7 protein-coding genes are annotated in these 19,392 nt (G+C 51.9%); 3 read left to right on the top strand and 4 right to left on the bottom strand.

Going from position 1 to position 19,392, the window contains the following annotated elements:
* Window positions 1–33: 33 nt before the first annotated feature.
* Both VGN67_RS01625 and VGN67_RS01620 read right to left on the bottom strand, forming a co-directional pair.
* A complete protein-coding gene (locus VGN67_RS01625; RefSeq protein ID WP_327485011.1) occupies window positions 34–1,758 on the bottom strand; it encodes a RagB/SusD family nutrient uptake outer membrane protein in 1,725 nt (574 codons plus the stop codon).
* Window positions 1,759–1,790: 32 nt separating this feature from the next.
* Window positions 1,791–5,060, bottom strand: a complete 3,270-nt coding sequence (locus tag VGN67_RS01620; RefSeq protein WP_327485010.1) for a TonB-dependent receptor — start codon at window positions 5,058–5,060, stop codon at window positions 1,791–1,793.
* Window positions 5,061–5,597: 537 nt separating this feature from the next.
* Here VGN67_RS01620 and uvrA point away from each other — a divergent pair.
* Both uvrA and VGN67_RS01610 read left to right on the top strand, forming a co-directional pair.
* Complete coding sequence (gene uvrA / locus VGN67_RS01615; RefSeq protein ID WP_327485009.1) at window positions 5,598–8,438, top strand: excinuclease ABC subunit UvrA; 2,841 nt, start codon at window positions 5,598–5,600, stop codon at window positions 8,436–8,438.
* Window positions 8,439–8,734: 296 nt separating this feature from the next.
* Window positions 8,735–14,458, top strand: a complete 5,724-nt coding sequence (locus VGN67_RS01610) for a LamG domain-containing protein (protein WP_327485008.1) — start codon at window positions 8,735–8,737, stop codon at window positions 14,456–14,458.
* A 112-nt stretch (window positions 14,459–14,570) separates the two neighbouring features.
* Here the strand turns inward: VGN67_RS01610 and VGN67_RS01605 are convergent, their stop codons facing one another.
* Window positions 14,571–15,311: a LytTR family DNA-binding domain-containing protein gene (locus tag VGN67_RS01605; RefSeq protein ID WP_327485015.1), complete on the bottom strand. Its 741-nt coding sequence runs from the start codon at window positions 15,309–15,311 to the stop codon at window positions 14,571–14,573.
* The gene (locus VGN67_RS01600; RefSeq protein WP_327485007.1) at window positions 15,308–16,378 is read right to left on the bottom strand and encodes a sensor histidine kinase; all 1,071 of its coding nucleotides are present in this window, start codon (window positions 16,376–16,378) and stop codon (window positions 15,308–15,310) included. The genes VGN67_RS01605 and VGN67_RS01600 overlap by 4 nt, the downstream gene beginning before the upstream one ends.
* Window positions 16,379–16,684: 306 nt before the next feature.
* Between VGN67_RS01600 and VGN67_RS01595 the strand changes: the two genes are divergently transcribed.
* Complete coding sequence (locus tag VGN67_RS01595; protein WP_327485006.1) at window positions 16,685–19,252, top strand: TonB-dependent receptor domain-containing protein; 2,568 nt, start codon at window positions 16,685–16,687, stop codon at window positions 19,250–19,252.
* The last annotated feature ends 140 nt before the right edge of the window (window positions 19,253–19,392 follow it).

Raw genomic sequence — 19,392 nt, 5'->3', positions numbered from 1 at the left:
GCCCCCCCCGCTTCTGCATAAAAATACCTCACACTAGTAGTTCGGGTTCTGCTTCAGAGTAGGTTTACCACCCATCTGTGAGTTTACTATTTCCTGCAAAGGAAGTGGGTAGTACTCGTGCTTGCCTTTCACAAAGCTGACCCCGTTAAAGTACGTCCGCTTGTTCTTTTCGGTAGCGTAGTAGGCGTTCAGTACCTGATCGGCAATACCCCAGCGAACCAGATCAAAGAACCGGTGGCCTTCCATACCCAGCTCAATACGCGTTTCAAAACGAACGGCCGCACGGGCGTTGGCAGCAGTACTGAAAGCCGGATCGCCTTCGGCGTATTCTTTGATGACGTAGTTAGCGGCAGGCTTGCCGTCGGCGGTCCGTACAAAGCCGTCCGGATTGGCCGCCCGGCGACGTACCTGATTGACCAGCTCGCGGGCCCGCACCAGGTTGCCCAGCTCTACTTCGGCTTCGGCCAGCATCAGCAGCACGTGGGCGTAGCGGATCATGCGGTAGTTATTGGCGTTGAGGCGGGGGTTACCCGAGAAAGTATTGGTACCTACGTCGGAACGATACATCAGGTGCTTGCGGGGCGAATAAGGGCCGCCGTAGGCCTGGTCACGAATGATCGATTTGCCCGGATGCACAAACCAGTCCAGGAAGGGAATACCCCGGCGGCCTACGGTATGGTCGAGGCGGGGGTCAAATTCTCCCTCGTCGGGCGTAAACGCCTGCGTTACTTCAATATTCTGATCGTTCTTCACGTCAGAGTTATTGTAAGTGTCAATCAGAGGGAGTCCGTTTTTGGTCTTGAAGGAGTTCACCAGGTTCTGGGTAGGCTGGTAAAAACCGCAGCAGGTAGTAACCCCGCCTCCCCCGTAAGGGTAGTTGAGCGTAGCGCCCTGGTTACCGTTTTCACCGCCCGGCGCTCCGTCGTTAACCGAGTGCTGTACCTCAAAAACCGACTCGGCGTTGTTGTTGGTCGAGGCCCGGAAGTTGTCGCTGTAGCGATCTACCAGCTTATAGCGGCCGCTGTTTACAATAGCATCAAACTGAGCTTTGGCTTCGGCCCATTTCCGTTGAAACATATAAGCTTTTCCCAGCATAGCGGCTGCGGCCCATTTGGTAGCCCGACCTTTCTGGGTCTGTACTTCCGGCAGATTATCCAGAGCAAATTTCAAATCCGCTTCAATGTTCGGCCAAATATCTTTGTCATTGGATACACGAGTACTGGTAAGGTCGTCAGGATTGTAGGCCTTCTCGTCGACGTAGGGTACCATGTTCCACATTTTCTTGGCTTCGAAGTGGTAGTGCCCCCGCAAAAAGCGCGCCTGCGCCTTGATTTGGGTTTTCTCGGCCTCAGTCAATTCCTCTACCTGATCTACCAGCAGCATGACGTCGTTACTGCGCGCCACGCCGTCGTACACCGCCTGCCACTTGCCGCGGAAGTGGTTATTATCGGGCTGGATCAGCTTTTGTTCAATCAGGGAAATCTCGGGCTGGTCACCGGCGATAGTACCCTTGTAGGCATCGTCGGAGGCAACGCTGCCGTAGATCCAGTTGTCGGCCGAGCCGTGCCAGGAGGTAGTACCCGCCCCTACGCCATCTACCAGAGCGTAGGCGCCGGTCAGGAGGTAGTTGATACCCGCGCGGTTTTTGAGCGTTTCTATGGAAAGCGCGGCTTTGGGACGCGTTTCCAGAAATTCATCACTACAGGAGGTAGCCAATCCCAGCAGGAGAAAACTTGCTATATAGGTTATTTTTTTCATTGTTTTTTCTTTAAAAAAGTTATCTACAACTATCAGAAACTAAGGTTTAAACCAAGTAGTGTAGCACGATAGGCCGGATATGCACCTTCGTCAACTCCGATTTGGCGGTCCTGGTCAGTGCCACTCGAGCTGCGCAGGTTAATCTCAGGATCCAGACCTGTGTACTTTGTGAAAGTGAACCAGTTCTGACCCTGTATATAGACAGAAGCCCTGCTAATCCCTAATTTAGACAGTACAGTTGCCGGAATATCATAAGTCAACTGGATGTTCTTGAGACGCAGGTATGAGCCATCTTCCAGGTAGTAGGTAGAAGGCTGGCTGGATATTACGTCGTTAGAGCGCAGGATCGGCAGCTTGGCGTTGGTTTTGCCCGGCTCCCACGATTCATAGGCCATCCGCTTGCTGCGGTTTCCGCCAAAGGTGGGGAAGTCGGTCCAGTAGCGTACGTAGTTAAAGATCTGGTTGCCCTGTACTCCCTGTCCGAACAAGTCCAGTCGGAAGTTTTTGTAGCTGGTGCTGACGTTGATCCCGTAGGTAAAGTCGGGGTGAGGGCTGCCAATGATGCTCCGGTCAGAAGCATTAATGATACCATCATTGTTGATATCGCGGAACTGGAAGTTACCCGCTTTGTTGTTTACACCACCCCCAAACTGAACGGGTAATGCTTTGCCTTCTTCGTCAGTGTTGATAAATCCGTCAATGGTATAGCCAAAGAAAGACCCAATGGGGTAGCCTGCCTGGGTTACGCTCATGGGTGGAAGACGCGTCGTGAAACCAAAGTACTGCGTAGCCGGATCGCCGGTCAGCGTGATTACTTTATTACGATAAGTAGAGATATTAGCCCCAACGGAGTAACGGAAATCGCCATTTGAAGCGCTTCCATTATAGTTTAGCCCGAGTTCTACCCCTTTGTTCTGCATAGAGCCAATGTTCTGGAAAGGTACGGTAGCTACCCCCTGCGTACGCTGTACATCCGGGCGGAACAGCATGTCGGTAGTGAGGCGGTCGTACCAGTCGAAATTAACGTCCAGCTTTCCTTTAAGTAATACTGCGTCAAAGCCTATGTCCGTCGAAGTGGTAGTTTCCCAGCGTGCGTTAGGGTTGGCAAATTGGGTACGGTCATAGCCTTGTACAGCGGATGTTCTGTTTCCATTCAGGTCATAGAAGTTCTGAGCCGCGTTGGTACCGAATATTCCGAAGCGGTTGTAGTTACCAATCTCCTGGTTACCAGTTTGTCCCCAGGCCGCACGTAGCTTGAAGTCATCCAGCCAGGTCAATCCCTTCATGAATTCTTCATTAGACAAGCGCCATCCTACTGATACCGCCGGGAAGTAAGCAACCCGATAATTTTCCGCAAAGCGCGAAGAGCGGTCGCGGCGGAGAGTTACATCCAGCAGGTACTTATCATCCAGCGAGAAGTTGGCCTTGGCAAACTCCGAAGCAATACGCCAGTCAGAAGCAAAACCTGCGTTGACCGAAGTACCAGGGTTACCGGCATCCAGGTAGCGGTTTTCTATATCATCCGAAGCAAAGCGCTGACGACGGGCCGTAAATTGCTCAAAGAAGCTTTTGATAGATTCGGTACCTGCCACGACGTTAAAGCTCAGACGGTCGTCCATGAAGCTGGTCTTGTAGGTCAGGGTGTTGTACCAGGTCCAGGTCCAGTCATAGTTGTTGGTCTGGTCCAGTTGGTTAGCTCCCGCGTTTTCTGAAGACTCCAGATCGACCGCACGATAGTTACGTAGGTTGAACAGATTATAATCCAAACCAAACTGCGTACGGGCCGTCAGGTTTTTCAGGATGTCAACCTCAGCAAAGGCGTTACCAAACAGGCGTACATTGCGGCCTACGTTGTCTTTGTTCCGCCATAGTTCAGCAATAGGGTTACGCGAGTTGTCCAGGTCGGGACCCGAAGTACCGGCAAAATTACCTTTGATGTCACGTACCGGTATAATAGGCTGGATACGATACGCAAACGAGATTGGATTTCCCTCGCTCTGGTTTCCGCCGGTCTGGCCCACGCGCTCGTCAAGGCCTATCTGGAAATTTTCGCCTACCCGTACCCGTTTGGTTACGTTAAACTCTGTATTGGCCCGGATCGAATACCGCTTGTAGTAGGTATACTGCATAATACCCTTCTGATCGAAGTAGTTGAGCGACATAGCATAGCGTCCGTTCTCATTACCACCTGACACTCCTAACTGATGATTCTGAATAGGAGCCGGATTGAACATCTCCCCAAACCAGTCGGTACCTTCCTTATTGGCCTTTGCAATGAGATAGCGCGAACTTGGGTTAAAAGGATCATACACATAGCGGGCTGGATCAGCACGGGGATCGCCTTCCATAGCGCCTCCAGGTAGAATATAATCTGGAATAACCGGAGTAGCTCCCTTGCCAAATTGAGCGTTGCTGGGGTAAATGAGTCCGCTCTGGCCCGCATTAGGAGTAGCGATACCATTGTTAAGCGTATTGAGCGCATTAATGCGTGACTTCCACAATATATCGGCGTGCTCCTGGGTGTTGGTCAGGTCCAGGCCTTTCCAGGCGCTCTGGGTACCGTAGTAGGTATCATACGAGAGCGTAGGTTTGCCGGCTTTTCCTTTCTTAGTTGTGATGATCACTACTCCGTTACCGGCGCGTGAACCATAAATAGAAGCCGCCGACGCATCCTTCAGTACCTGCATCGATTCAATATCATTCAGGTTTAGGGAGCTCAAATTTCCTTTAGTAGGCGTACCGTCGATGATGTACAGCGGGGAGTTGTCATTGATGGTACCGAAACCCCGTATACGCACCATTACTCCCCCTCCGGGTGAGTTGTCGTTGGACACGTTTACGCCGGCTACCCGGCCCTGCATGGCCTGTGCCAGGTTACTGGCGGGTACTGCCAGCGCCTGCTTTACATCAATGGTAGCCACCGCTCCGGTAATGTCCCGCTTAGACTGGGTACCGTAGCCCGTTACTACCACTTCGCTCAAACTCTTTACGTCTTCATCCAGCGATACATTGATTGTACTCTGATTCCTGACCGGTACTTCCTTCTTCATAAATCCAATCGAAGAAATAACCAGGACAGCATCATTGCCTTGCACTGACAGGGAAAACTGTCCGTCGGCATCCGTCACCGTTCCTACGGTAGTCCCTTTTACCTGCACGTTGGCACCAGGTAGCCCCTGATTGTCAGAGGAGGTACTTACCTTTCCGGTAATGCGACGCTCCTGCGCCTGTGCAAATACACTACTCACCATGAGCAGCATTAATACAGCCCAGCGGACTGTGAGTCGTACACCTTCTTTCATAGAGGCATGTTTGGGGGTTAGAGTAAAAGTTTCGATGAGAATAGTATACTTAATACAAGGTGTGAAAGTAGCAGGTGGTGAGGAATCTAACCATAGTTAATCAAATTTTAATAAAGTTTTAATCTAGTTTTTTCTCCAAAAGCTCCTAACTACTAAACAGAGGCCAATTTGTAAACTAAGTAGAACAAAGTAACTTACAAAAAACACTATGCAACTAATCGTCAGAAGGTTGAATGCGGGATTCGTGACATAGTAATTTTGCACCAACTGAGTTGACAGTCGGGTGTACTCTATGAGCTTTTAAAAGGCAGCCCTGATTTCCTACGGCATTCGGAGTCCGGGAAGGAGAAATGAAACGGAGAGGAAATAGAGGCGAGGGGAACGCTTTTATATATACGTATAATTCTCGTCCGGAAAAGTCCGGTTAACATTCTGGATTCATCCAAGATAATTACGAACCCATCCTTTATATTTAGCGTTTACCTTTAGTTGAAGACACCACTCTTCCTCCATTTTTTAACCTACTGATTTGACGCTTTGAAACAGCTGAATGATATTGAACTAACAGGCCACGACCAGATTGAAGTACAGGGCGCCCGTGAGCATAACCTCAAGAATATAGACGTAAGTTTTCCCCGGAATAAGCTGGTAGTTGTAACGGGTATCAGCGGCAGTGGCAAGTCTTCGCTGGCCTTTGATACTATTTACGCCGAAGGACAGCGCCGCTACATGGAGAGTTTCTCGGCCTACGCCCGGGGCTTTATTGGTGAAATGGAGCGCCCTGACGTGGACAAGATCAGCGGCCTGTCGCCGGTCATCAGCATCGAACAGAAAACAACTTCCCGCAACCCCCGCTCCACGGTAGGTACCGTCACCGAAATCTACGACTTCCTGCGGTTACTATACGCCCGCGCCGGCGAGGCCTTCTCGTACGTAACGGGCCGCCGCATGGTGAAGCAGTCGCAGGACCAGATCATCGACCAGGTACTTACGCAGTTCGGCGGACAAAAAACCACTCTGCTGGCTCCGGTGGTGAAAGGTCGGAAAGGCCACTACCGCGAGTTGTTCGTACAAATAGCCCGCCTGGGCTACACCAAAGTACGGGTCGACGGCGAGGTACAGGACATAGTACCCAAAATGCAGCTGGACCGCTACAAGGTACACGACATAGAAATAGTCGTAGACCGCGTTATACCTAAAGCCGATGATCGTTACCGCCTGAGTCAGTCGGTGGCAACAGCCATGAAGCAGGGCAAAGGCGCTATGATGATTTTGGATGCCAGCAATGAGGTGTACTACTTTTCCCAGAACCTGATGGACCCCGAGTCGGGCATCAGCTACGATGACCCCGCCCCCAACAGTTTTTCGTTCAACTCTCCCTACGGCTGGTGTCCCACCTGCCAGGGCCTGGGCGTAGTGGAGGAGATTACCGAAGAGTCGGTAATGCCAGACCGCTCCCTCAGCATCAGCCGCGGTGGTATAGCGCCGCTGGGTGAATACCGCGACGCCTGGATCTTTAAGCAGTTGGAAACGTTGCTAAAAAAACACAAGGCCAGCTTGAGTACGCCCCTCGAAAAACTACCACCGGAGGCCATGGAGGTCATCCTGTACGGGAGCGATGAACCGGTACCTTTACCTTCCAAGAAGTACCCCGGTACCGAGTGGGATACCAAATTCGACGGCATTATCAGCTTTCTGAAGCGCCAGCAGGAAACCGGTACCGACAAAATTCAGGACTGGCTCAAAGACTTCATGGTCATCCGGGAGTGCCCCGACTGCCGCGGAGCCCGGCTGCGGCAGGAGTCATTGCATTTTAAAATAGATAATAAAAACATAGCCGAACTGGCCCAGATTGATATCCGGGAACTGGCCGACTGGCTGGTGGGGCTGGAAGACCGCCTCAGCGGCCGCCAGCAGGTTATCGGGCACGAGGTACTGAAAGAAATCCGGAAGCGGGTTGGTTTTCTGCTGGACGTCGGACTTGAGTACCTAACGCTCAACCGCGCCCTGCGAACACTATCGGGCGGGGAAGCGCAGCGGATTCGCCTGGCCACGCAGATAGGTACTCAGCTCACGGGGGTACTTTATATTATGGATGAGCCGAGCATTGGGCTGCACCAGCGCGATAACGTCCGGCTGATCCAGTCGCTCAAGAACCTTCGTGACCTGGGCAATACGGTACTGGTGGTGGAGCACGATAAAGATATGATGCTGGCCTCGGACTACATCGTGGACGTGGGCCCCGGCGCCGGACGGCACGGCGGACAGATTGTGGGCCAGGGCAATCCCGAAGAGTTTCTGAGGAATGGCTCCGTGACGGCCGACTACCTCAGCGGCCGCCGGGGTATTGAGGTACCCGCTGAGCGCCGCCCGGGCAACGGCCATACGCTGGTACTGAAGGGCTGTACCGGACACAACCTCAAGAACGTCACGCTGAAATTACCCCTGGGTACCATGAGCTGCGTGACGGGCGTGAGCGGGAGTGGCAAGTCGTCGCTTATTCACGAAACCCTGTTTCCCATCCTCAACCGGCATTTTTACAAATCACGCCGCGAGCCGCTGCCTTACAAGAGCATCGAAGGACTGGAACACATTGACAAGGTGATTGAGGTGGACCAGTCGCCCATTGGCCGCACCCCCCGCTCCAACCCGGCTACCTATACTAACTTATTCACCGATATCCGTACCCTTTTTGCCGAGCTGCCCGAGGCCAAAATCCGGGGCTATAAGCCGGGGCGCTTTTCATTCAATGTCAAAGGCGGCCGCTGCGAAGAGTGCGAAGGGGCCGGTATGAAAAAGATTGAAATGGACTTCCTGCCCGACGTACACATCGCCTGCGAAACCTGCAAGGGCAAGCGCTTCAACCGCGAAACGCTGGAGGTACGCTTCAAGGGTAAGTCGGTGGCCGATGTACTGGACATGACCGTGGAGCAGGCGCTGGAGTTTTTTGAAAATCAGCCGCGCATCCTGCGCAAGGTACAAACGCTCAACGACGTGGGGCTGGGCTACATCACCCTCGGCCAGCACGCTACTACCCTCTCGGGCGGGGAGGCCCAGCGGGTAAAGCTGTCGGAAGAGCTCTCCAAGCGTGATACCGGCAAGACGCTCTACATCCTTGACGAACCTACCACGGGTCTTCACTTCCAGGACATTCGCCACCTGCTTGATGTTTTAAAGAAACTGGTGGAGAAAGGGAACACGGTACTTATCATCGAGCACAATATGGACATCATTAAGGTAGCTGACTATGTAGTGGACATCGGGCCGGAAGGCGGAGCCATGGGTGGCCGCATTGTGGCCGAAGGTACCCCCGAAAAGGTAGCCAAGGCTAAGGAAAGCTTTACGGGGAAGTTTCTGAAAGAGGAGCTGAAGGGGTAAGAATCTCAAGCAAAAATAATTTTTACAAAAGGTTACAAAAGCCGGGTGAAAAATTCACCCGGCTTTTGTTTTTGGCCCGATAGTTGTTTGGCAACATATCAACTGCCGGCATGTAACTGATTTATGATTTCAAAGAACTCATAAGCAGGTGGCTTACCGCAGCAGAGTGCCCATTGACTTTTCCGGATTAACACACACTGCTACCTCCAAAATACTGAAATGGTTACCTAACTATCTCAAAGCAATTTACTCGTAAGCCCAAATTATTGTTGAAAATGATGAGATGCCGGTTTTTTTTGTTGTTTATACTTGTAACTGCTATTACACCACGTGCTCAGTCCCAAAGCACAGCTCCGGTGGCTCACTATACGTTCGACGGTCAGGCCAATGACATCAGTGGCAACGGCTACAACGGCCAGGTCAGTGGTGCCACCCTGACGGCTGACCGCTGCGGACGCCCCGACCGCGCCTACTCCTTCGACGGCGTCGACGACTACATTACTACCTCCTACACCCAAACCAACCTGACGGCTTACACCTTCTCGGCCTGGGTATATATTTCTGATCCTAACCAAACGCAGATCTCCATCGGCCAGAACCGCGGCCCCGAACAAACCCTTGAAAACCCCGCCCGCAGTCTGACGCTCTACTTTGACCGCGAAACCGACGGCACCTTCACACTTAACTTTGGTTTGGATGGCGACCACATGCTCAAGTCCAAGAAGCTTTCCTACGCGTCGCTGCTCAACCAGTGGGTACACGTGGTAGGCGTGTGGCAGGGAACAGCCAATTCCGCCATTGAAGCCTCTCAGATGAAGCTCTACCTCAACGGGGTACTGGCCGCTGCCGCTACACCTGCGAGTGTCAATAGCGCCGGAAACGCCCCTGTCACCGGAAACGGTACACTGCTGATTGGACGTCACCAAGCCTGGAACAAGTACTTCAAAGGAAAGCTCGACGATATCCGGATTTATAACCGTGCGCTTTCCGACGCCGAAGTTGCTCAGTTACACCAGCAGGAAAAAGTCTGCGAAGCTCCTCCTGCTCCCGTACCCGTAGCCCATTATTTATTTGACGGCCAGGCCAACGACGCCAGCGGCAATGGCTACCACGGACAGGTCAACGGCGCTAGCCTGACGGCTGACCGCTGCGGACGCCCCAACCGCGCCTACGCCTTCGACGGCGTCGACGACTATATTACTACCCCCTACACCCAAACCAATCTAAACGCTTATAGTATTTCGGCCTGGGTCTACATTACTGATCCTAACCAGACGCAGATCACCATCAGTCAGAACCGCGGCCCCGAGCAAACCCGCGACAACCCCGCCCGAAGTCTGACGCTGTACTTTGAAAAAGATCCGGCTGACGCCTACGCCTTTAAACTAAGTTTTGGACTGGACGGTGATCATATTCTTAAGACCAAAAGGGTACCCTATGCCACCCTGCTCAACCAGTGGGTGCATGTAGCAGCTACCTGGCAGGGCGCAACCGGCACCATGATAGAAACCGAGCAGATGAACCTCTACCTCAACGGCTCGGTCGTGAACCAGACCACCGTCTACCGCGACAGTGACCGCGGAGGTACGGCTCCCCTGACCGGAGGAGGTACTTTGCGCATTGGCCACCACCAGGTCTGGAATACCTATTTTAAGGGTAAAATAGACGATATACGCATATACGACCAGGCTCTTTCGGGTACTGAGGTGGCTCAACTATGGCAGGAAGAAAAAGAATGCCCTGCCGACATTGCCGACCTCATACTCCACTACCCCTTTGACGGCCAGGCCAACGACGCCAGCGGCAATGGCTACAACGGGCAGGTCAATGGCGCTACCCTGACCACCGACCGCTGCGGACGCCCCGACCGCGCCTTCTCCTTCGACGGGGAAGATGACTACATTACTACCTCCTACACCCAAACCAACCTGACGGCCTATACCTTTTCGACTTGGGTGTTTGTTTCGGACCCCAATCAGACGCAGATCACCATCAGCCAGAACCGCGGCCCCGAGCAAACCCGCGACAACCCCGCCCGAAGCCTTACCTTGTTTTTTGATAAAGACACCAAAGACAACAGTGTTTTCAAGTTAAATTTTGCCCTGGACGGCGACCATATTCTAAAAGCCAAAAAGATCCCTTACACCAGCCTGCTCAATCAGTGGGTGCAGGTGGTAGCCACCTGGCAGGGCACCGATGGCGCTATGATAGAAGCCGACCAGATGAAAATTTACCTCAATGGTTCCCTGGCCTCCGAGGCGACCATCTACCGCGACAGCGACCTGGGGGGGCTGGCTCCCCTGACCGGCTCGGGTACTTTGCGCATTGGCCACCACCAGGTCTGGAACAAGTACTTCAAAGGAAAACTCGACGACATTCGGATTTATAACCGTGCGCTTTCAGGAGGCGAGGTATCGCAACTGTATCAGCAGGAAGTAAACTGCGCTACTATTATCCCCGTGTCCAACGCCCCCATTACCTCGGCCCGCGCGCTCAGTTGCACAGGTGTACCACAAAAAGTGTGGGACAAAAGCTTTGGTAAGGATTTGTTTGAAGAGCTTCGCGTCACACTGCCGACCCTGGACGGAGGGTTTGTACTGGGAGGTACCCACGTACCATATGGTATTGATGTTTTCGGAAACCCTATTATCGCTACCAAAAAAGATTATCTAATAATAAAAATCGATGCTTTCGGGAATAAGCTGTGGGAAAAAGTACTGGGTGGTAACGACGATGACGAACTATTTTCGATAGTACCTACGCTGGATGGTAATTACCTGCTGGGAGGCAGTTCCAAGTCAGGCGTAAGTGGTGATAAAACAGAAAGCTCACGAGGAGGCTATGACTATTGGGTTGTATTAGTTGATGGTTCAGGAAATAAGATATGGGACAAAACGGTAGGAGGTACTGCAACTGATAATCTAAGAGTTGTGATAACGACAGCAGATGGCGGCTTCCTGCTGGGTGGCTACTCTGACTCGGGCGCAGGCTCCAATAATCCGGACAAAACGGCCAACCGTGTCGGAAAGACCGACTACTGGACTGTTAAATTGGATGCGAGCGGGAAGAAACTATGGGACAAAACATACGGGGGATTTGAGAATGAAGTCCTGACAGCGATAACTGTTGCTCCTGACGGGGGCTACCTGCTAGGAGGCTACTCTGACTCGAATATTAGCAAGGATCTATTTACGGATGCCATTTACAAGTCAGAAAATTCAAAGGGAGGAAATGACTACTGGGTAGTCAAAACGGATGCCAATGGAAACAAGCTTTGGGATAAGGCCTTTGGGGGGAGCACCAGCGATATAATGACGTCTATTGTCCTGACTACCGACGGAGGTTTTCTTTTGGGAGGTGGGTCTGAGTCAGGAAGAACAGGTGACCGGTCGGATGCCTCCAGAGGGAGCAGCGACTACTGGGTGGTCAGGATCAACAGCAATGGACAAAAGTTATGGGATAAGGCCTACGGAGGTACTGAGGAAGACGGACTTACCCGTATTCTACCAGCGCCTGACGGAGGCTTTCTGCTGGGCGGATACTCCATGTCAAATACCGGTGGCGATAAATCCGAGAACAGCCGCGGCGGCTCCGACTTCTGGTTTATCAAAATAAATAGCGAAGGCGAAAAGCAGTGGGACCGCACCCTGGGAGGCAGCGGTACGGACATTCTGTACAGTATTCAGGTAGCGGCTGATGGTGGTTACCTTCTGGGAGGGACTTCCTCCTCTGATATCAGTGCTGAAAAAACTACCTCTTTCAGCGGCGCTGAGCCCGATATATGGATCGTCAAGCTGTCTGACTGCCCCGTTAGCTCTTACCTGGCCACTACCGAAGTCAGTCAGTCGGCGGTACTGATGGCCTACGGTTGCCCCGGTGAAGTACTGTGGAGCAACGGTCAGAAAGGTCTGTTTCTGCGCGTCAATGCTACCCAAACTACCCGCTACTCGGCTCAGTGTATTTTAGCCACCGATAACAGCGACGAGTCCGGAGTACTGCTGTTCCTGTACAAGGCGGCTTCTCCGCTCACTACGCTTGCCCAAAGCAAGTGCTACCGCGAGCTTCCCCAGAAGCTATCCGATATAACTCTGGGGGGCAGTGCCCACGAAGGCCTCCGGGAAATACTTCCTACGCCGGACGGGGGCTTCCTTCTGGCAGGTACTTCTTCCTCTGGACAAGGCGGTGATAAATCAGCCAGTTCAAAAGGAGGCGCTGACTACTGGATCGTACGGGTCAATGCCGCGGGCAATAAGTTATGGGATAAAACCTTTGGCGGCAACGGTACCGATTCGCTCCGGGCTGCTTTGCTTACGGCTGACGGGGGCTTCCTGTTAGGAGGTACTTCCAATTCGGCAAGAAGCGGGGATAAAACAGAAACTTCCAAAGGCAACGAAGATTTCTGGGTTATCCGGATTGACGCCCAGGGAAATAAATTGTGGGATAAAACATTCGGGGGAGAAGGTTTTGACAAGCTGACTTCCCTGGCTGCTACTACCGACGGCAATTTTCTGCTGGGAGGTTACTCAACCTCTCAACAAAGCTTTGATAAGTTTGAAAACGCCCGGGGTCTTTCCGACTACTGGCTCTTAAAGATTGACGGCTTACTGGGAGATAAACTCTGGGATAAAACCTACGGGGGCTCGGCCACGGAAGTACTTTCCACCATCCGGGTCGCTGCCGATGGCACTATTTTCCTGGCAGGTACTTCCAACTCGGCCAGCTCCGGCGAAAAAACGGAACCCTCCAAAGGCGGCTACGATTTCTGGGTTATCAAACTCAACAACCAGGGTGCTAAACTGTGGGACAAAACCTACGGGGGCTCGGGCAATGATTTTCTCCAGGGCTTCCAGCCTGCGCCCGACAACAAAGGCTATGTATTGGCGGGTACTTCTTACTCCGGTGCTGCTCAGGACAAAACAAGTGCCAGTCGCGGTAGTGCTGACTACTGGATGCTGAAAATTAACGCTGAAGGCACCAAACAGTGGGATAATTCATTTGGCGGAAGTGGTTTCGACCAGCTTGCTCTGCTGCTTCCTACCCCTGACAAAGGTTTTCTGTTAGGAGGTACTTCCGCTTCGGGACTCTCCGGCGACAAAACCCAAAATTCGTTCGGGGCCGAAGATTACTGGATTGTTAAGGTTGATACCACCGGAAAAAAACAATGGGATAAAACCATGGGAGGTACGGGTAAAGACCAACTGTTCAGTGCCCATAGTACCTCCACGGGCGGGTATATACTGGGCGGACTGTCGGAGTCCAATGCGAACAGTGAAAAAACCCAGGGCTCCAAGGGCGGCTCCGACTTCTGGATTATCCAGCTCAAAGGTTGTACTGAATCTACTACTGCTTCTTCCTGCGAAGGAAACCCCGCTGTTCTCCAGGCATTTGGCTGCCCGGGCACGGTCGACTGGAGCAGTGGAGGGCAAGGCCTGTTCGTGCATGTACAACCGGGTAGTACTACCCAGTACACCGCTACCTGTAAAGTAACCGGCTACAATAGTAACGCGCTTGCCACCAGTACCAGCCCGGCGTCGGCAGCTTTATCGGTAACCCGTGATGCAGAAACCTTTACTTTCAAAATAGAATCCATTGGCGGTCCCCGGTTCTGCTCGGGCTCTTCAATGGAGCTGAAAGTGAAAGATGCCCCGACTGGCTCCAATGTTGTTCAGTGGCTACGCAACAATAGCCTTATTGCCGACGAAACCAAAATCAGCCTTACGGTGAAAGAGAGCGGTACCTACAAAGCCACCGTTGAGAACAGCAAGGGCTGCGAAACAACCGTTGCATCCACCACTACCGCTCAACGCATTGATGCCCTCCAGAGCGTAAACTCAGGACCGTGGTCTGATGCCCGAAGCTGGTCGGACGGATGTATCCCTACCCGATATAGTGACATCACTATCAATAAAGACCACACGATTTTCCTGGAAGGTAGCCTGGGAGAAGTAAACAGCATGCAGCTGCAGGGGAAACTCGACTTCAGGAGCGGAGGAAATCTGGGTACTTTCAATATTAAATAAAAGTGTGTGTAGACGGATTCTACACCCTAAAAAGGAATAGTGCCGGAGGCACGACCGATGTTGTAACCCCGGACGCCAGTCCGGGGGAGTAGGCCACGGCCCGGTAGCCACCTCAGGTCCAGCGGCTCAGAAACTGATTGAAGTTTTCTTTGTATTGCTCACTGACGGGGATGGTTGAGTCGCCGATCTGGATGGTGTTGCGGGTAACGGAGCCAATCTGGTCCAGACTTACGATATAAGACCGGTGAATGCGCATAAAGCGCGCAGACGGCAGCTTTTCTTCCAGAGCTTTCAGGCTGGTGAGCGACAGCAGCGGCTTTGAATCACTTTTCAGGTGAACCTTTACGTAGTCTTTCAGCCCTTCTATGTACAAAATTTCCTCAAAAGCTACCCGCACCAGCTGATACTCAACTTTCAGAAACAGATACTCGTCCCGCATATCGGGTACCGGAGCCAGCGTAGCAGGCTGGGCACGATGAACCAGATCAAAGTAGGCTTTCCCCTTGGTGGCAGCCCTAAGAAATTCCTCGTAGTTGAACGGCTTCAGGAGGTAGTCCAGGGCGTCGACCCGAAAACCCTCAAGGGCAAAATGATTGTAGGCCGTAGTAAAGATAATACGCGGCACGCGCTCGGCCGACTTATCCAGTACCCGCGCCAGTTCAATTCCCGTCAGGTCTGGCATCTGAATATCCAGAAATACCAGGTCTACCTCGTGCTGATCCAGCCCCTGTAGTGCATCGACGGCACTGGAATAGCGCCCTACCAGGTTTAAAAAAGGAGTTTTCTCGATAAAAGCGCACACCAGTCCCAGGGCCAGTGGCTCGTCATCAATAGCAATACAAGTCAGCATCAGGCTACCTCAAGTTTCAGATGGACCCGGTACTTATTATCCGGGGTACTCTCGTCAACGGCCAGTTTATATCCATCCGGATACAGCAGATCCAGCCGACGGCGGGTATTCACCAGACCTATACCGTTACTATCATCTAAGGTAACTTTTTTTTCGGTAAAAACTGAATTCTGTACTTCCAGGTGCAGCTGCTTTCCGTGCTGCCGGATCGCAATCAGGATACTGCTGGGCTCAATGGCACTAACGCCGTGTTTGAAGGCATTTTCGATGAAGGGCAGTAGCAGCATGGGCGCTATGGGTACATCGTGCAGGGGGGACGGCTGCTCAAACTTTACCGTTACCTTGTCGGTTAGCCGTAGCTTCATGAGCTGAATATAATCCTGTACAAAGGCTATTTCGTTGCTCAGCATTACTGTGGAGTTCTGGGTTTCGTACAGGACGTACCTCATCATACGCGAAAGCTTGTGCAGGGCCTCCCGGGCCGCTTCGCCATCTACAATCGTCAGCGCGTAGATGTTGTTCAGGGTATTAAAGAAAAAGTGCGGGTTGATCTGCGCCTTCAGAAACGATAGCTCCGACTTGGTCTTCTCCCGTTCCAGATTTTGCCGGAGCTGCATGTCCCGCTGCCAGTTTTGCACGGCGGTGACGCTGGTGCTGATCCCCAGTACCATCAACGCAAGGATAAGGGAAAAAAAGTCAATCCATTTTTCGCTCCTTACCACGCCGTTGGCCGCCCGGGCCCGGTAAGCCTTTTCCAGCATCTCGCGCAGGTTTATCCATACCTCTACCCGCTGAATCAGAAATGCGACAATGAATACGGTAATTACATTTAAGGTAATAAACAGGGCGAGCCGGTTGCGCAACAGCAACCTGGGCACCAATAGCAGGTAATTAAGATAAAATACGGTAACAAGTAACGAAAACAGTACTGCCTGCTTGATCCAGAACTCGCTGGGCAACTCGACCCGCCAGGTAAGCGGCTGGAAGAGAAGCAGCGAAAGCCCCAGCACCCCCCATACCAATACATGAATCAGCAGGGAAAAGTTACGGGAAAGAGAAAAGGATGTCATATAGAAAATCCGGTTAATGTCATGTAAATCATGGGATAAAGGATACAATCTTACATAGGACTTTTCAGAGCAGCCAATGCAATCGACCAGTTGTATCAGTACACCGATTGAAATCCGGTTTGGGTCTATAAACGGACTGAAAGTAGGGCATATTACCACTATCCCGAAATCATCGGTTAAAAACGGCCGTTTGTCTATATTCCCCTACGAGCCGTCTATTGTATTTTTTTAATACGGCTCCGGCTTGTTGTTTTGCTTAACTAATTCTCACAAATACATAACTATTACTATTACCTGTTTAAAGCCATGAATAAGCTTTGCTACTCCCTGCTACTTTCTACCGGCCTGGCCTTTTCGGCTTATGCGCAGGAAGCACCTTCCTTTCCCGGCGGACGCCCCCAGCAACAATCTACCGCTATTCCCGGCACGGCCGATGATACAACGCCCCGCGGCAACGGCAAAATTAGCGGTGTACTCGTGGACTCCGTTTCCAGCCAACCTGTTGAATTTGCGGCTATTTCGTTGATTGAAGTTAAAAGTAATAAGCCTGTTGACGGTACTACTACGGATGATAAAGGAAAATTTGTCATTACTAAAATAGCTCCCGGCGATTACAAGCTACTTATTTCATTTATAGGGTACAAAGGCAAAGAGATAAAGAATATCACCATTGACCGCCGTACCGATGTGGAACTGGGCAATGTAGTACTTACGCCCGACATTGTACAGCTGAAAGAAGTAGAGGTAGTAGGACAAGCCGCCCTCATTGAAGAAAAAGTTGATCGCCTGGTTTTTAACGCCGAAAAAGACCTGACCAGCAAGGGCGGTGATGCCACCGACGTCATGCGCAAGGTACCTATGCTTACGGTTGACCTGGATGGCAACGTATCGCTCCGGGGTAGTTCCAACGTGCGGGTACTGATAAACAATAAGCCTTCTACTATTATTGCCAGCAGCGTGGGCGATGCCCTCAGGCAAATACCCGCCGATATGATTAAATCGGTGGAAGTAATTACCTCTCCCTCGGCCCGATACGACGCCGAAGGTACTGCCGGTATTATCAATATTATTACCAAGAAAAACACCCTGCAGGGCGCTACGCTGGACATAAACGGCGGAGCCGGTAACCGGGGTTCCATGCTGGGTCTGCGGGGTAGCTACCGCGCCGGCAAAATGGGCTTTAACCTCAGCGGCTTCGGACGTGCCAACTACAACCAGAAAGGCTACTCCGAAAGCCTGCAGCAGAGCCGGGGCGCTACCACTCCTTTTTCGACACGCCAGTTTACCGACTCCCGCAACAGCGACTTGTTTGGCTCCTACAACCTGAGCTGGGACTATGACATCAACAAGAACTCCTCCCTGACGGCCAGTATCCGCTACGGTACCCGCAATCAGCTTTCAACCCAGGGTATTACGACCCTTCGTACGGTGGCCCTTACACCAGGTACGTCTACCTCCTACCGCGACGTGGACGTAAAAGACCTGTCGGGTACGGTGGATGTAAACATTGACTATATCAAAACTCTTAAAAAACCACAGCAGGAAGTAAGCATTCTGACGCAGTTTAGCCGGAACAACCGGACCAATAACTTCGACGCCGACCTTTTCTCGGACAATAATACGCTGAGAGAAATCATTGGGCAGGAAGGTAACCGCAACAGCAGCTACAACCAGGAAAGTACCGTACAGGTCGACTACCAGACCCCAATCAAGAAAAACCAGATGTTTGAATTCGGAGGAAAGGCTATAATGCGCCAGGTACTGAGCGACTTTTCCTATTACAGCTCTCTGAATGTACCCCGCCCGGCCAACGAGCTGAACTACGACCAGAACGTAGCCGCCTCTTACTTCTCCTATACCTACACTACCAAAAACAAGTACTCATTTAAGATAGGCAGCCGCTACGAGTATACCACCATCAACGCCGACCAGGGAGAAGCCGATCTGAATATTCCAGCCTACGGTAACCTGGTACCCAGTGTCAACGTATCAAAGACGCTGAAAGGTGGCAAAACCATTAAGCTGGGCTACAACCGCCGTTTGCAGCGCCCTGGTATTCAAGTCCTAAACCCTAACATTAACGCGGCCAACCCCCAGAACATCACGGTGGGTAACCCTAACCTGGCACCCGAGCTGACCGACCAGCTAGAAGCCGGTACCAGCTGGTTCAAGAAGTCGGTGTTTATTAATACCACCATATTTGCCCGCACGACCAACAACTCCATCGAGAGTATCCGGACTACCGACGAGCGTGGGGTAATTACCACTACCTACGGCAACATTGGCCAGAAGCAAACCTACGGTGCCAATATTTTCGGAAACGTGACTTTGTTCTCTAAATGGCAGATAGGTGGCGGATTAGATGGCTACTACGTGTTTTTGACCAATAACAGTCCTGACCCCGCACTATTCGCCAAAAACGAAGGCCTGGTACTTTCGGGTCGCTTCTTCACTAACGTCACGCTGAACAAAGGCTGGGGTATACAGGGAATGAGCTTTATCCGGGGGCGCGATGTGCAGCTGCAGGGATCTCAGACCGGCTTCGCTTTCTATAGCCTGGGCTTCAAGAAAGACTTCGCCAATAAGAAAGGCAGCCTGGGTCTGGCTACGGAAAACTTCCTGGCCGACGCCTTCAAAACCAGAAACGAATTTGTTTCGCCTACTTTTAGCCAGTCCAGCACCAACCTGCTGTACAATCGGGGAGTACGGGTTACTTTCCAGTATAAGCTTGGTAAAATGAGTTTTGACGCTCCCACCCGTCGCAACCGGAAGTCCGTTAATAACGATGACGTGAAAGGTGCCGGCGGTGGCGACGGCGAAGGTCAACAACCAGCGGCCCCAGCCGCAGGCAATGGGGGCGGGCGTCCACGCTAATAATGTTAAAAAGGTAATAAAATACTAATGTGAGAAAGTAATTCAAAAAGACTCCCGGCGCTGTCGGGAGTCTTTTTTTTATTTTCCTTAATAACTTTTGTCGGGGCCAATTGCCTCAAACCCGTCAACTTAGTGGTAAA

The organism is Telluribacter sp., assembly GCF_035998675.1.
In the GTDB taxonomy this organism is placed as follows: domain Bacteria; phylum Bacteroidota; class Bacteroidia; order Cytophagales; family Spirosomataceae; genus Telluribacter.
The sequence above is the reverse complement of the archived record's forward strand: the minus strand, read 5'-3'. Positions and strand labels throughout refer to the sequence as shown.